At 43.9% G+C, this 15,502-nt stretch carries 18 protein-coding genes; 16 read left to right on the top strand and 2 right to left on the bottom strand.

All coding sequences use genetic code 11. From position 1 onward, the window contains the following. Positions 1–78: 78 nt before the first annotated feature. From AACX38_RS10990 to AACX38_RS10960, 7 genes are all read left to right on the top strand, one after another. A complete protein-coding gene (locus AACX38_RS10990) occupies positions 79–603 on the top strand; it encodes a pyridoxamine 5'-phosphate oxidase family protein (protein ID WP_228864286.1) in 525 nt (174 codons plus the stop codon). A gap of 286 nt (positions 604–889) precedes the next feature. Beyond that, on the top strand, positions 890–1,120 hold the full coding sequence (feoA, locus tag AACX38_RS10985) for a ferrous iron transporter A (RefSeq protein ID WP_099109533.1): 231 nt from the start codon (positions 890–892) through the stop codon (positions 1,118–1,120). A gap of 78 nt (positions 1,121–1,198) precedes the next feature. Next, a complete protein-coding gene (gene feoB, locus AACX38_RS10980) occupies positions 1,199–3,508 on the top strand; it encodes a Fe(2+) transporter permease subunit FeoB (protein WP_228864291.1) in 2,310 nt (769 codons plus the stop codon). Between the two features lie 8 nt (positions 3,509–3,516). Further along, positions 3,517–3,759, top strand: a complete 243-nt coding sequence (locus AACX38_RS10975) for a FeoC-like transcriptional regulator (RefSeq protein ID WP_099120367.1) — start codon at positions 3,517–3,519, stop codon at positions 3,757–3,759. A 123-nt stretch (positions 3,760–3,882) separates the two neighbouring features. Further along, positions 3,883–4,329, top strand: a complete 447-nt coding sequence (gene parS / locus AACX38_RS10970) for a type II RES/Xre toxin-antitoxin system antitoxin (protein ID WP_099120368.1) — start codon at positions 3,883–3,885, stop codon at positions 4,327–4,329. Further along, positions 4,326–4,787, top strand: coding sequence for an RES family NAD+ phosphorylase (locus AACX38_RS10965; protein ID WP_228864285.1), 462 nt, complete (start codon positions 4,326–4,328; stop codon positions 4,785–4,787). Before parS ends, AACX38_RS10965 begins: the two co-directional genes overlap by 4 nt. A gap of 114 nt (positions 4,788–4,901) precedes the next feature. Beyond that, a complete protein-coding gene (locus tag AACX38_RS10960) occupies positions 4,902–5,345 on the top strand; it encodes an OsmC family protein (RefSeq protein WP_099120370.1) in 444 nt (147 codons plus the stop codon). A 55-nt stretch (positions 5,346–5,400) separates the two neighbouring features. Here the strand turns inward: AACX38_RS10960 and bioH are convergent, their stop codons facing one another. Then, positions 5,401–6,183, bottom strand: a complete 783-nt coding sequence (gene bioH, locus AACX38_RS10955; RefSeq protein ID WP_228864284.1) for a pimeloyl-ACP methyl ester esterase BioH — start codon at positions 6,181–6,183, stop codon at positions 5,401–5,403. A 67-nt stretch (positions 6,184–6,250) separates the two neighbouring features. Here bioH and gntX point away from each other — a divergent pair, with 67 nt between their 5' ends. The 8 genes from gntX to AACX38_RS10915 all read left to right on the top strand — a co-directional run bounded on the left by gntX (position 6,251) and on the right by AACX38_RS10915 (position 13,040). Continuing rightward, on the top strand, positions 6,251–6,934 hold the full coding sequence (gene gntX, locus AACX38_RS10950) for a DNA utilization protein GntX (RefSeq protein ID WP_228864290.1): 684 nt from the start codon (positions 6,251–6,253) through the stop codon (positions 6,932–6,934). A gap of 59 nt (positions 6,935–6,993) precedes the next feature. Next, positions 6,994–7,569: a Fe-S biogenesis protein NfuA gene (gene nfuA / locus AACX38_RS10945; protein ID WP_086954736.1), complete on the top strand. Its 576-nt coding sequence runs from the start codon at positions 6,994–6,996 to the stop codon at positions 7,567–7,569. Between the two features lie 152 nt (positions 7,570–7,721). Continuing rightward, positions 7,722–8,045: a thiosulfate sulfurtransferase GlpE gene (gene glpE / locus AACX38_RS10940; RefSeq protein WP_228864283.1), complete on the top strand. Its 324-nt coding sequence runs from the start codon at positions 7,722–7,724 to the stop codon at positions 8,043–8,045. Between the two features lie 171 nt (positions 8,046–8,216). After that, positions 8,217–9,053, top strand: coding sequence for a rhomboid family intramembrane serine protease GlpG (gene glpG, locus AACX38_RS10935; RefSeq protein ID WP_228864282.1), 837 nt, complete (start codon positions 8,217–8,219; stop codon positions 9,051–9,053). Positions 9,054–9,109: 56 nt separating this feature from the next. After that, on the top strand, positions 9,110–9,868 hold the full coding sequence (locus AACX38_RS10930; protein ID WP_099120374.1) for a DeoR/GlpR family transcriptional regulator: 759 nt from the start codon (positions 9,110–9,112) through the stop codon (positions 9,866–9,868). Between the two features lie 343 nt (positions 9,869–10,211). Beyond that, entirely contained in the window at positions 10,212–11,705 is a 1,494-nt protein-coding gene (gene glpD / locus AACX38_RS10925; protein ID WP_228864281.1) for a glycerol-3-phosphate dehydrogenase, read from the top strand. A 257-nt stretch (positions 11,706–11,962) separates the two neighbouring features. Beyond that, entirely contained in the window at positions 11,963–12,520 is a 558-nt protein-coding gene (locus tag AACX38_RS10920) for an RBBP9/YdeN family alpha/beta hydrolase (protein WP_228858970.1), read from the top strand. A gap of 10 nt (positions 12,521–12,530) precedes the next feature. Then, the gene (locus tag AACX38_RS10915; protein WP_228864280.1) at positions 12,531–13,040 is read left to right on the top strand and encodes a GNAT family N-acetyltransferase; all 510 of its coding nucleotides are present in this window, start codon (positions 12,531–12,533) and stop codon (positions 13,038–13,040) included. A gap of 95 nt (positions 13,041–13,135) precedes the next feature. On the opposite strand, the gene AACX38_RS10910 is transcribed toward AACX38_RS10915, so the two are convergent. After that, positions 13,136–14,050: an alpha/beta fold hydrolase gene (locus tag AACX38_RS10910; protein WP_228864279.1), complete on the bottom strand. Its 915-nt coding sequence runs from the start codon at positions 14,048–14,050 to the stop codon at positions 13,136–13,138. 466 nt (positions 14,051–14,516) lie between these two features. Here AACX38_RS10910 and yhfZ point away from each other — a divergent pair, with 466 nt between their 5' ends. Further along, entirely contained in the window at positions 14,517–15,425 is a 909-nt protein-coding gene (gene yhfZ, locus AACX38_RS10905; RefSeq protein WP_099120378.1) for a GntR family transcriptional regulator YhfZ, read from the top strand. The last annotated feature ends 77 nt before the right edge of the window (positions 15,426–15,502 follow it).

The following is a 15,502-nucleotide window of genomic DNA, read 5'->3' as shown; positions in this document are numbered from 1 at the left end:
CTATTATTAATAGTGACCATAAGTCGTTTAAATAATTATAAATACAGATAAGAAACTCAAATTGTTAAGGAATAATTTATGAATAAATATATCCAAAGCAGTTTTGACTTACTCAGCAATATAAGATTCTTCAACCTTGCTACTCATGCTCCGAATGCCGAGTTAGCTTGGTCATCCACACTTTTTTATATTCCTAAATATAATCCATTAAGTTTAATCTGGTATTCAAAACAGGATACCCGCCATTCTCAGGAGCTACTTATCAACCCTCGGGTCAGCGGTACCATATACAGTAGCATCACCACGCCTGATTCATCGCTGATACTCGCTGGCTCTCAGTTCATCGGCAACGCCCGTCAGGTTCCGGACGATGAACTACAGGAAACCTATGACTACTTCTTCCTGAAAACTTATCCGGATGAGAATATCAGAAAGAAAAAATCCCGTCCGATTGCTGACTATCATGGCAATGCAATACGCCGTTTCTATGAATTAAAAGTGGAAGCATGGTGGGTATACGACTCAACAGGCTGGAGTGAACGTCAGGATGATGCCCGTGTCTCAGTATCATTAAATGATCTTCTTTATCCACCGAAAGATTAATAGAAAAATATATAACAACAAGCTCCATTTCTTATTAGAGCTTGTTGTTAATTCCTTTCAGATATTCTTTACATAACTTTAATTTTTGATTAAATCGCCATTAAATTGATTAATATCAATTTATTCCGTCATTATTCAGTGATAAATAGATGATATTGGTATTGCATATTATTCTCATTGGCGCTTTAATCCAAAATAACTAATATACTTTTTCCTTGTGAATTTCGCTTTATTGAGGATAATCATTCTCATAATCACTGTCTTTTGAGTTTTAACGGAGTGTTATATGTCACTGACTCCAAATCAAAGCTATAAAATTCTGGGGTTCTTCCCACAGATAAATCGCGCATACAGGCAAAAATTATTGTCTCTGGGGATGCTACCCGGCTCTACTTTTCAGGTTATCCGAGTTGCCCCTTTGGGAGACCCCATTCAAATAGAAACACGCAGAGTCAACCTTATTCTCCGTAAAAAAGACTTAGCGCTCCTCACATTAGCAGTACATCCAGCAGAATGAATGAATGAAGTCCAGATGCCGTACAGTCCTGAGACTGAATGCAATGATGCACACTATTCCTGATCAGTAAAAAGTATGATGAAACAATTAACTATAGGTTTAATCGGTAACCCTAACTCTGGGAAAACCACTTTATTCAACCAACTTACAGGCTCCCGACAACGGGTCGGTAACTGGTCTGGAGTCACGGTTGAGCGCAAAACCGGGCATTTTTCCACCCAAAAACATCAAATAGACCTTGTCGATCTTCCCGGTACCTATTCTCTCACAACCATTTCCGAGCAAACCTCAATTGACGAGCAAATTGCCTGTCACTATATACTGAGCAGCGAAGCCGATATGTTCATCAATGTCGTTGACGCTTCAAATCTGGAACGTAATCTCTACCTTTCATTACAGCTCATTGAGCTTGGTATTCCCTGCATTGTTGCCCTGAATATGCTGGATATCGCCAAAAGCCAGCATATCAACATTGATATTGCAGCGCTGGAGCAGCATCTTGGTTGCCCGGTTATTCCGCTCGTCTCTACCCGTTCGACAGGGATAGATACGCTTAAAAAAGCCATTGACCACTACCACCAGCCTGTACGCCCCGTACTGGTGCAATACCCCGATACTTTATTGCAGGAGGCGAACAACCTTGCTGACCTGATCAGCAGAAACTTCAATCTGCAACAGCGTCGCTGGCTCAGCTTGCAAATACTGGAAGGGGATATATACAGTTTTGAGCGTTCAGAGCTGACGCAGGCACAATTGGCCGAGAGCAAACTTCGCCTGCAACAGAAACAGATTGAAGAACCTGAACTCATCATTGCAGATGCCCGCTATCAGGCAATCAATAAATTGTGTCTGGCAGTCACGGATGTTGACTCAGCAATACCCAATAAACTGACTCAGGCGATAGACAAAGTTATTCTCAATCGCTGGCTGGGCGTGCCTGTCTTTCTGTTTGTCATGTATCTCATGTTCGTACTGGCGATTAATATCGGTGGTGCTTTACAACCCATTTTTGATGGTGCTTCCTCTGCCATTTTCATTGATGGTATGCAGTGGCTCGGTTATACCCTCCACTTCCCCGGCTGGCTGACCATTTTCCTTGCACAAGGGATCGGAGGCGGTATCAATACCATGCTGCCATTGGTTCCACAGATAGGCATGATGTACCTGTTTCTCTCTTTTCTTGAAGACTCCGGCTATATGGCCAGAGCTGCATTTGTGATGGACAGGCTAATGCAGTCTCTGGGATTACCGGGTAAATCCTTCGTGCCCCTGATTGTCGGCTTCGGTTGCAATGTTCCTTCCGTGATGGGTTCCAGAACACTGGATGCACCGCGTGAAAGGCTGATTACCATCATGATGGCACCATTTATGTCTTGTGGCGCACGTCTGGCGATTTTTGCCGTTTTTGCCGCCGCGTTCTTTAATAAACATGGTGCCAGTATTGTCTTCTCTCTGTATATCCTCGGTATTGTCGTTGCCATCCTGACGGGCCTGCTACTCAAATACACCATTATGCGTGGTGAGGCATCCCCCTTTGTCATGGAGCTGCCTGTCTATCATGTTCCTCATGCTAAAACGCTATTAATCCAGACCTGGCAACGCCTGAAAGGGTTTGTGATACGTGCGGGTAAAGTGATTGTCGCGGCCAGTATGTTTATCGGTGCTCTCAATAGCTTTTCTTTCTCCGGTAAGACAGTAGACGATATCAATGAATCAGCGCTGGCCTCGGTCAGTAAAGTCATTACACCGATCCTTCATCCTATTGGCGTACATTCTGATAACTGGCAGGCAACCGTCGGGCTTATCACCGGAGCGATGGCAAAAGAGGTGGTTGTCGGAACACTGAATACACTTTATACCGCAGAAAACATCACCAAACAGCCATTCAACCCGGATGAGTTTAATCTGCTGGATGAACTGAAAGGCTCAGTAACAGAAACATGGGATAGCCTGAAAGAGACATTCACCCTGAGTGCTCTGTCCAACCCGATTGAGGCCAGTAAAGGCGACGGCAACATGGACAGCAGTTCAATGGGAGTGATGAGTGCTAAATTTGGTTCTCCTGTTGCGGCCTACAGCTATCTGATCTTTGTTCTGCTGTATGTGCCCTGTGTTTCTGTGATGGGTGCCATTGCCCGTGAAACCAGTCGCGGCTGGATGACATTCTCAATTTTATGGGGATTAAACGTCGCTTATTCTCTGGCTATACTGTTTTATCAGGCTGCAACCTTTTCCGCACATCCACAAAACAGCCTGCTCACTATTCTGGTGGTCATTTTGTTCAATGTCGCTGTTTTTGTTGGATTACGCCGTGCACGCAGCAGAATCACAATCACATTCAATAGCACCAGAGACCGGAGCTGCGATTGTTCCGGTAGCTGTCACTAGGAGTTGCCATGATTAGTCTGCTGCAAATCCGCGATATGGTCGCCCTTCATGGGCGCACCGACGCCAGATCACTGAGCCATCAGTTTTCAGCACCACTGGCCATCGTAGAAGCCATGCTCAATCAATTGGTGACGATGGGTAAACTGGAGGAAGTAGACATTTCCTCCTGCCTGAGTGGTGGTTGTAAACAGTGCCCGGAAACACAGAGATGTGCTGCTAAGGCATATCAACTGGCGATGATAAAGTGCTGAATACATTTTCTTAATTCAGCAACAAACCCTCTTCCTTTCTTCTAAACATCTTTAAGCAACTTGCCCAAACAAGACAAATGTCATATAACTAACATGACAATTGTCTTGTTTGGGGAATGATTTATGAGAATCTACGTACCAAGTAATACAACCGGTAATAAAGCGCTCTGGCGCTCTGTCGGCCTGCCGGCAAACCGAGGAAGCGATCTGATCAAAACCTTACAAGCCGGATTGCCACTCGATGTGCTGGATAATATTCACCGAGACTCAAAGATATCTAAAACTGATATCCTTCGCATTGCTGGTATCAATGAGCGTAATGTTGCACGCCGTAAAAGTTCTGGTCACCCATTTTCACCTGATGAAAGTGAACGTATAGCCCGTTTAGTCCGCGTCTTTGATGCAACCATCACTTTCTTCAATGGTGATAAAGAAGCTGCCTACCATTGGCTTAAAGAGCCTGTGAAGGGTTTAGGTCATGTGGCTCCTATTTCCCTTCTCTCGACAGAAAGTGGCGCCCTTGAAGTGATGGACCTCATTGGCCGGCTGGAACACGGGGTCATTTCATGATTTTTTACCGATTAGTAAAATCCGTTCATGCTCATGAAGCATGGACGGGGTATGGTGCAAAAAGATTCGGCGGACGCTGGAATCATAAAGGATATGGGGCAGTTTATGCCTCCAGCTCTATCGCACTTGCCACTTTAGAATTGTACGTTCATACAACAAAAGAAAGTCTGCTTGAAGAATATCAACTATTTTCTATTGAATTAGCAGATACCGATGTGGACTATTTGGATCATCGTTATCTCCCCGATAACTGGAGAAGTGACCCAGCCCCTACTTCGACAATGGATATAGGCAGTGACTGGCTAAATGCTGCCGAAAATGCGGCCCTTATCATCCCTTCTTGTATCGTTCCTTACGAAAACAACATTATTATCAATCCAAATCACCCTAAATTTTCTAAATCTATTGAATCAGTTAAAGAATTAGACTTTACATTCGACCAGCGCCTAATTCGTTAACATTAGCACAGTAATTCTTTTAACCATCATGATAGATTAAAGAATAAAAACCACTTCCTGATTATTTCATATGCAGTTCTGTCATAACGATTAATAACCTGAGGATATACTAAAATGCCTAAAGAGTTATTTGCTGCAACAATAGAGTCTGCTGGTCATCTTAAAATGAAATGTTCATCACGAGGTTTTACCTTTCATGTGGATGAACCCAAAAATCTGGGCGGAACAGATGAAGCCATGAACCCTGTGGAAGCACTGCTTTCTGCTTTTGGTGCCTGTCAGTGTATTGTGGCCAAAAGTTTTGCCCGCAAACATAAAATCAACCTGATTGATATTCAGGTCAATGTGGAAGGAGAATTGGATACCGACGGTTTCACCGGTAAGAATAAAAACGCCAAAATCGGCTTTTCCAAAATCACATCAAAATTTCATATAAAAGCCGATAATACCGAACAGGAAATCCGCGATTTTATTCAGTTTGTAGAAAGTAACTGTCCTGTACTCGATACCATTGTCAATACACCGGAAATTGTCACCGAAGTTTATCCTGTCAGATAAATATCAACTACCCATAACAGCCATGTTATGGGTAATTAGTAGTCAATAGCTGAAATTACCCGGCTTCACTCCCACTGTTCGCAAACGCTATCAATAAATCGACAAATTCATCCGGATGGGAAATAAAAGGCGCATGTGCCGCATGACGCATAGTCACAGAACGAGTGTGCGGCCATTTACTATCAAGCAAGGCAGCAATCTTACGTGGTACCAAACCATCAAGATAACCATAGATACGCAGGAAAGGCAGCTGAAGCTGTGCCAGCTCACTTCTCAAATCATCAGTGCGCAGAATTTCCAGCCCGGCATTGAGCACTTCGACTGTCGGCATCGGCAGGTTCAATACCACTGATTTCAGTAAACGCGCATCCTGACGGGCGCTGTCTGTGCCTAAAGTCTGCAATGCTAAAAAACGCTCAACCGTCTTCTGAAAATCTTCACTCAACTGCTGCTTGAATGCACTCAGAACCGAAGGTTTGATTCCCGGCCAATCCCCCTCTTCACTAAACTTTGGCGATGATGCTACTGTGATTAAACCCGCCACTTTATCAGGATGATCTAACGCAATCTGGCTGGCAATGAGCCCTCCCAGCGACCATCCCAGCCATAAGGCATTTTCTGGCGCCTGTTGCCATACCGTATCAGCTATCTCTTTCAGTGTCATAGCCGGATACGGCTGACTACGCCCATATCCCGGTAAGTCCACTAAATGTAAACGAAAATGCGAAGCTAATCGTGTTTCCACTGAACGCCAGACCTCAGCGTTCAACCCCCATCCGTGCAGCATCACAAGATCACGAGGAGCTTCGCCTAAAGTCTGCCAAAACAACTTATCCATTGTTATTCTCACCTTATTTACTCTCAGGAATTTCTTATCAAGGAAGAAAGCGATGTTCACAAAAACCATGCTAACAATGGTTGGGTACTGTTGGCTATGCCATCAAAATTTGTATTTCGCTCATCATGGAATATGCCACATCTGCTGGCAAAACCTGAAACGGCTGGCGAACGTTTGTCCACGCTGCTCTCTGTCTGCCAGTTCTCGTGATTTACCCTGTGGCCGCTGCCTGAAGGAGCCACCACTCTGGCAACAAATGATCGCTGTTACCGATTATGCTCCCCCTTTAAGTCAGCTTATCCGGCGCTATAAATATCATAGTACCCCCCAGCTCGCAGCAGTTCTGGCGCGCATATTTCTTCTGCACTGGTTACAGGGTTACCGTGAAGGGCACTGGATTAAGCCGGACTGCATACTCGGTATTCCTCTGCACCGTCAGAAACGCTGGCAACGCGGGTTTGATCAGGTTGAGCTTATTATCAGGCCATTAGCACGCTGGTTGCGATGCCAATATCAGCCTAATCTTTTGCAACGCACACGTGCTACACTCACACAACGGGGCTTATCTGCCGCCCAGAGGAAAACCAATCTTAAGCATGCCTTTCAATTGCGTGGTGATTTTACCGATCAACATATCGTCATTTTCGATGATGTGATCACCACGGGAACCACTCTGCATGAAGCCACACAGTTGTTAATTCGTGCTGGTGCCCGTTCCGTGCAAACCTGGGCAATATGCCGAACCTTGTAGTTCCTTTATGAATGGGCGTATTATAACCAACTATAACAGTCAACTATTGAGCAAATGACATGATTAATATTACTGAAGCAGCGCAAGCGCACTTTGCCAAGCTACTGGCAAATCAAGAACCCGGTACACAAATCCGCGTTTTTGTCATTAATCCAGGAACGCCGACAGCAGAATGCGGTGTTTCTTATTGCCCACCTGATGCTGTTGAAGCCACTGACACCGAATTGAAATTTGACCAACTTTCTGCCTATGTTGATGAAATCAGTGCGCCTTTTCTGGAAGAGGCGGTTATCGATTTTGTGACTGACCAGCTTGGCTCCCAGCTGACCCTGAAAGCACCAAACGCAAAAATGCGCAAGGTAGCTGATGATGCGCCCCTGATTGAGCGCGTTGAATATACTCTACAATCACAGATTAACCCACAGCTCGCAGGTCATGGTGGCCGTGTCAGCCTGATGGAAATCACGGATGAAGGTTATGCCATCCTGCAATTTGGTGGTGGCTGCAACGGTTGTTCTATGGTCGATGTCACCCTGAAAGAGGGGATCGAAAAACAGCTGTTACAGATGTTCCCTGAGCTGAAAGGCGTTAAAGACCTGACAGAACATCAGCGTGGCGAACATTCTTACTACTGATTTTAGCCCGTTATTTTTTGTTCTTTATATCTTTATTATCTCTAGTCTTGCCTTCCCAATGACAGAATTGGGAAGGCAGTAAAGTCATAAAGTAACATTTTTAAGAAACTGACACCTTAAAACGAAATTTCAAGAAACAAAGCTGAGTGTTTATGGAACATTTTCAAACAATAAGCCCTGAACAAGCCTACCAGAACTGGCTCGATAAAAGTGCTCTGATGGTGGATATCCGTGATCCACAGAGTTTCCGTGCCGGACATGTAACAGGTGCATTTCATCTGACTAATGAAACTATCAATCAATTCCTGCAAGAGGCCGATTTTGATCAGCCGGTTATGGTGATGTGCTACCACGGCCATAGCAGTCAGGGAGCCGCACAGTATCTGATAAATATCGGTTTTGAAACCGTATACAGTGTTAACGGCGGTTTTGAAGTATGGAAAAAAGATTATCCTCATGCCGTTCATGCTGAGTAATAAGCATCTGTACTTCTATACCCTATGGATTTCGAGTTGCATCGCGGCGGCAAGGGAATGAACCCCAGGAGCATAGGTAACTATGTGACTGGGGTGAGTGAACGCAGCCAACAAAGAGGCAACTCGAAAGACGACGGGTATAACCCTAATTTAAGGTGAATAATACGCACAATGATCCATGTAACTTCAATCCATAATCCAAGACTGGCTCAGGCCTTTATTGATTATATGGCGACACAGGGCATTCACCTGACCATCCGCCAGACCAATGAACCACATGTGGTTGAACTGTGGCTAGAAGATGAAAAACAATTAAGCGCTGTTCAACAGGAGCTTAATCAGTTTTCCCGAGACCCGCTCAATGAGCGCTATCAGGCTGCCAGCTGGCAGGCAGGTAAAACAAGTACGCCGTTGAAATACGAAAGTAATCTGAACTGGAATACACTGAAAAGCCAGTCCGGCCCATTAACTATCGCCATTTCTGCGCTCTGTATTCTGGTCTATTTTTGGATGCAGTTAGCTGGAGTTAATGAGGTTATGAGCTGGCTGGCATGGCCTAACAAAGAACAGTACCTGGAATTGTGGCGTTGGCTCAGCCCCGCTTTATTACATTTTTCGTTATTACACATTCTGTTCAATCTGGTGCTGTGGTGGTATTTCGGCAGTCAGGTTGAAAGGAACATTAATACCGGAAAGCTTGTTGAAATTACAATAGTTTCTGCCATTTTCAGTGGCTGGGCACAATCGTTGTTCAGTGGCTCGCATTTTGGTGGGCTTTCCGGTGTAGTTTACGCTTTAATCAGCTATGTTTGGCTAAGCGGCGAAATGTCACCCCAAAAAGGACTCAGTGCCCCCAGAGGGCTTATTGCAATTTCAGTCATCTGGTTATTTGTTGGTTATTTCAATATGTTTTCTCTTAACATCGCCAATGCAGCCCACTTTTCAGGCTTAATTATCGGGTTACTAATGGGGTTATGGGACAATTTACGCAAACAAAAGAATCAATAATATTCCAATTAAAATCAGTTAATTATAATAATTTTAGGTAAAATTAGGGGAATGTTTTGAAGCAAACTCAGCGACATGATGCAATAATCGAGCTGGTACGTCTTCAGGGTTATGTCAGCACTGAAGAACTGGTCGAACACTTTGATGTCAGCCCACAAACAATCCGACGTGATTTGAACGAACTGGCCGACAAAAATAAGATCCAGCGTCATCACGGTGGTGCAGCTTTACCTTCCAGCTCTGTCAACACAGCTTATCATGACCGCAAGATTATGTGGTCAGATGAAAAAGCCCGCATTGCCAAGCAGGTTGCTACTCAAATCCCAAATGGTGCAACCCTGTTCATTGATATCGGTACTACACCAGAAGCAGTCGCCCATGCCTTACTTAATCATCAGGATCTGCGTATTGTTACCAATAATCTCAACGTCGCAACCCTGCTGATGGGAAAGGAAGATTTCCGCCTGATTCTGGCCGGAGGGGAAGTCCGTTCCCGTGATGGTGGCATTATTGGCGAAGCCACTCTGGATTTTATCTCCCAGTTCCGCCTTGATTTCGGCATTCTCGGTATCAGTGGCATTGACTCTGATGGCTCTCTGTTAGAGTTCGATTACCATGAAGTTCGAACCAAACGCGCAATTATTGAGAATTCCCGCTGTGTCATGCTGGTTGCTGACCATTCGAAATTTGGCCGTAGCGCGATGGTTAATCTCGGTAATATGAACCTGATTGATTTTCTGTTTACCGATAAAGAGCCCCCTTCCGGACTGCAAAAAATCATTGAACAGCATAGTGTTAAGCTGGAATTGTGTTAGGTCAGAATAATATTAAGCCAGAATCGTGTTAGAACTGGCTTCAGATTGAAGACATTCTATTTAGGATCCGCCTGTTTTCAGGCGGATTCTTCTCTCCTCCGGTCAATTGCTCCCAGTCATCATCTCAGTCCTCTCCCTTCATGACCCTGCAATAACGAGTGAACTCAAATTTGCCTCTCACAATTTCCTTATTAATCTTAGATATATGATAACGATTTGTTATCTGCATCACGCAAATATGTTTTTTTCTGGTAAATGGTTGGCGATTGATGAAATTTTGATTACAATCCCTGAGCGAAAACGAACATTAAAGAACTGTTTCGAACATTTCAGAGGGTATGCAATGGAAACCAAAGACTTGATTGTAATTGGCGGCGGAATTAACGGCGCTGGTATTGCGGCTGATGCTGCTGGCCGTGGACTGTCAGTCCTGCTGTTAGAAGGTCAGGACTTAGCCAGTGCGACCTCATCAGCCAGTTCTAAGCTGATCCACGGTGGCCTGCGCTATCTGGAGCACTACGAGTTCCGTCTGGTCAGTGAAGCACTGGCAGAGCGTGAAGTCTTATTAAAACTGGCACCTCACATTGCATTCCCAATGCGTTTTCGCCTCCCACACCAGCCACACCTGCGTCCGGCCTGGATGATTCGCATTGGCCTGTTCCTTTATGATCACTTGGGTAAACGTGTAAGTTTGCCGAGCAGTAAGGGGCTGAAATTCGGCGCTAACTCAGTGCTTAAATCCTCTATCAATCGTGGCTTTGAATACTCTGACTGCTGGGTTGATGATGCACGTCTGGTCGTCCTTAATGCGCAGGAAGTCCAGAAACATGGCGGTGAAGTCCGTACCCGTACTCAGGTCACCCGTGCGTGGCGTGAAAATGATCACTGGATGGTAGAAGCCAAAGATCTCATCACCGGTGAGAGCAAAACATGGCGGGCAAAAGGTCTGGTTAACGCAACTGGCCCGTGGGTTAAGAATTTCTTTGATAATGGCCTGCAACTGAAATCACCTTATGGTATTCGCCTTATCAAAGGCAGCCACATCGTTGTACCACGTGTTCATGACGAACCTCAGGCTTATATCCTGCAAAACGAAGATAACCGCATCGTGTTTGTGATCCCGTGGAATGATGAATTTTCCATCATCGGCACAACGGATGTTGAATATAAAGGCGATCCAAAAGACGTTAAAATTGACGATCAAGAGATCGATTATCTGCTGAAAGTTTATAACGACCATTTCAAAAAACAACTTAACCGTACTGATGTCGTTTGGACTTACTCTGGTGTACGTCCGCTGTGTGATGATGAATCAGATTCACCACAAGCCATCACCCGTGACTACACACTGGATGTACAGGATGATCAGGGCCAGACTCCGTTGCTATCCGTCTTCGGCGGCAAACTGACAACTTACCGTAAGCTCGCAGAACATGCGATGGATAAACTGGCACAGTACTATCCAAACGCCGGTCAGGCGTGGACGAAAAACGGTAAATTGCCCGGCGGCGAGCTGGAAGGCCAAGACCGTGATGGATATGCCCGTTTACTTCGCCAGCGTTATGACTGGTTGCCAGAAGGCATTGCACGACGTTATTCCCGCACTTACGGCAGCAACAGCAATATCATTCTGGGTGATGCGAAAGAACTGGCAGATTTAGGTGAATTCTTCGGTTATGGGCTGTATGAAGCTGAACTGCGTTATCTGGTCGAACATGAGTGGGTTACTCAGCTGGATGATGCGATATGGCGCCGTACCAAACTGGGTATGTGGCTGACAGATGAGCAGAAACAGCGCGTTGCTGATTGGCTGGCTCAGAACGTTAAATCAGCATAATCACAAAACTGATTTAATCTGACAAACTCGTATACTTAAAAGCGGCGATAAAAAATTATCGCCGCTTTTTTATTTCATTCCGCTCGAATCCTCGCAGAAAAACTCATAAATTTTCGAAATCAATCATCAATACGTTCTATCAAAATTTCTTTATTTTCATTCGATTCTACTGAGCGATTTGATAGTACATTTTTACCACTGTGGTAGCATACTTAGGATATAAAAAAAACAAATACAACACGAGATAGCACCACTAAATGGCAACTAAAACCTACTTAATCGTACCGGGGTATACTAATTCCGGGCCAGACCATTGGCAGTCCCATCTGGAAAGAAAATATCAAAATGTTATCAGAGTCCAGCAAGATAACTGGCTATCTCCCATCAGAGAAAAGTGGTTATATCGACTTCATGAAACTATTGAAAAAACCTCCGGTGAAATCTTTCTTATTGGGCATAGCTGTGGGGCAGTCACCATAACTCAATGGGCAAAAGAAAAAAGCTGTAACAGAGTAACAGGCGCATTACTTGTTGCTCCTGCTGATATTGATAGCCCTGATGCCCCACCGGAACTTCATATTCAACGCCCTTTACCAAAGATACCTCTGCCTTTTCCTACAACATTAGTTTGCAGCGATAACGACGAATTTTTATCGCTAGAAAAAGCTCATTCTTTGGCTAGATCCTGGAAGACCGAACTCATTGTTTTATCTGGAGCAGGCCATATCCACACAGCTGCAGGTTATGGGGAATGGCAAGAAGGTGAAAAACTAATAAATACAATATCTGGTAATCATTTAATTCCTTATAACTAGGAGATGATTTATGTTAACCATTCGGAAAGCCACAATAAAAGAGCCACAACAATTATCCCAAATGCTTGAAGAAAGTTATCGTTTTCATTTTTCTCAATTATGGAATGATAAAGGCGAATTGGAAGAATATATTGCCGAAGAGAGTTCACCAGAAAGCATAGCGAATTCGCTCAATACCCCTAATCATAAATGGTTCATTGCCGAGACTAAACGGCCTATTGGATTTATAAAAATAGCTGTAAATAAAACTATTCCGGATAGTGAATTAACAGGATTGTATTTACATAAACTCTATCTGCTGCCACACCTGACCGGGCAAAATTATGGTCAACAGATGTTTGACTATGTTGAAAAATTAGGACAAGAACAAGGTCAAAAATGGCTTTGGCTGGAAGTACTGGAAAGTAACAAGCAGGCGCGAAAGTTCTATGAAAAAAATGCGATGAAATGGTTCAGGGATATTATATTCACCAGCCCTAAACAGCAAAGCACACTGCATATTATGATTAAGAAAATATAATCTTTATCCTTTCTCTGAATTCATTCACAGAGGAAGGAGAGTAAAAGATTAATCAACGTTATATCTGATTTCATCTATTTTATGCTCTTTACCTTTCAGTCTACCTCTTTGTTGGTTGCATCATGCAGAAACGGAATAATTTCCTCAGTCATAGCCTGCATAAACGATGGCGGGAAGGTATGCCCCATTTGCTGCACTGGTAAGAACTTAGCCCCGCTAATACGTCTGGCGGTATCTTCTCCACAAGCCATCGGAATTAGAGGATCATCCTCACCATGTACAACCAGTGCAGGGCAACTGATCCGGTTCAAAAGCTCAGCCCGGTCAGAATCTGCAATTATCGCCAAAATCTGCCGGATGAAACTTTTGGGATAATAGCCGCCACGACGAAAAGCCATTCTCAGATGCTGAGCCTGTTCATCTATATTTAGTGGTTCAGAAGGAGAAACAATAAGCCTGATTATTTTCAGTTGATGAGCAACCAGTTCTTCCATACTGGTATCGACGGGTTTGGATAACAACGCTGCCATTACCTCCGGCTTTGGCAAAGGAAGCCCCTGAGCACCACTCGAACTCATGATGCTCACCAGACTTTTTGCCCGATCAGGATTAGTTGCCGCCAACCTCTGGGCAATCATCCCTCCCATGGAAGCGCCGATAATGTGAGCCTGAGGGATATTCAGCGCATCAAGCACCCCCAAAGCATCATCAGCCATGTCCTGCATACTATAAGAAGCGCGAACAGGTAGTCCCAGACGAAACCGAACTTTCTGCCACAATAAGGAACGCTGTGGGCTATGATCAAATCTCTGGCTCAGCCCCGCATCACGATTATCATGCCGAATCACCCGAAACCCAGCCGCAACTAACAGGTTTACTATGTCATCGGGCCAGTCAATAAGCTGCATTCCCAAACCCATGATAAGCAACACCACCGGTCGCTTCTCACCATTAGCCCCTTCACCACTATCTTCTATTTCAATTGGGACATCATTTGCTATAACTTTCATAAGAAATAACCCCATGATATATCAATGAAAAATAAATAATTGGCCTGATAAATATACTACTCCTGTCTTTTATTGCAGCAGGATAGAATAAAATTTAATAGTAATGAAATAAAAAAAGAGAAAACTGTTTAGTTAATGACTCTATATTGAGGTAAAGAACAAAATACCATCAAATTGTTTCATACTGTGACAAATAGTGTAGCAAAAATCACCATACAGACAGAAAAATACAGCAGACATAAGGGCAGGAATCAGGCTATTTCCCTATATTCTCCCATGATGCTTATTTTTATATCTTCAGACCAAAATAATAATATATCTTCAAAATATTGATAATATTAGTTTTTATCATTTATTAAATTTTCATTTATTCTGTAATTGTGATATTACTCCCTTTTCTTTAATTCGCTGGTTGCGGTTTATGTTCAAATTTATGAAGATAAATAAGAATGGATAAAAACTTGTAATGATGAGTCAAACATTCATTAAAAAAGAGGGGATTGCGCAATCATTTCTGGCTCGTTATCTCCTCTCAGAACAATGTGGCAATCGCCTGAAAACCATAGAGTTACTGGCAAAAGAGTGTGGGTTGTCCGTAGGTTTAATGCAGGCAGCATTAAAATCTCTCGAGCAATCGCAGGCGGTTGGAATTAAGCGTCGTGGTCGGAATGGCAGCTTTCTCTCGCAGATTAACCACAAATTACTACTGGAATACGCCGATATCGGCAATGTAGTCTGCGCGATGCCTCTTCCCTATACCCGCGCCTATGAGGGTCTGGCCAGTGGTTTAAAAGCATTATGTGCAGGCGTTCCTTTTTACTTTGCACATATGCGAGGCTCAGATATCCGCATTGAGTGCTTACTGAATGGCGTCTATGACTTAGCAGTAACATCAAGACTCGCCGCAGAGCAGCATCCAGATAATAAAGATATATATATTGCGCTATCACTAGGGACCCAAAGTTACACAGACAGACATCGGTTAATCTTTCGTCAGGGGGAGATGGAAACTATCCGCCGCGTAGGGTTAGACAGTACCTCAGCTGACCAGAAAATAATGACAAAGCAGTATTTTGCAGGAAAAGAAATCGAACTGGTCGAGGTCTCTTATCATGAATGTCTGAATCAAATCATGAAAGGCCACATTGATGCGGCTATCTGGAACGTTGGACAAGGCCACGAGCTGATTGCACAAGGCCTGATGACCCAGCTTCCCGATGACGGTGAGTGTTTTATCAAAGCCTCCGAAGCGGTTATCCTTGCCCGCAAGGATAATATCCCTATCCAGCAACTCTTGCATACCATGGTTGACAGAGAAGCACTACTAACTCATCAGCAAAACGTGGTATCAGGCATAATCGAACCCATTTACTGAACCTTAATTAGCCCCAAAATAAGGTCTCAGCCAAAAATAGACTCAGACCAAACATAATCAATTAAATCTGACGTGTA

This window comes from Xenorhabdus sp. PB30.3, from assembly GCF_963895965.1.
Classification (GTDB): domain Bacteria; phylum Pseudomonadota; class Gammaproteobacteria; order Enterobacterales; family Enterobacteriaceae; genus Xenorhabdus; species Xenorhabdus stockiae.
Note: the sequence above shows the minus strand (reverse complement) of the source record. Positions and strands in the feature narration are given on the sequence as shown.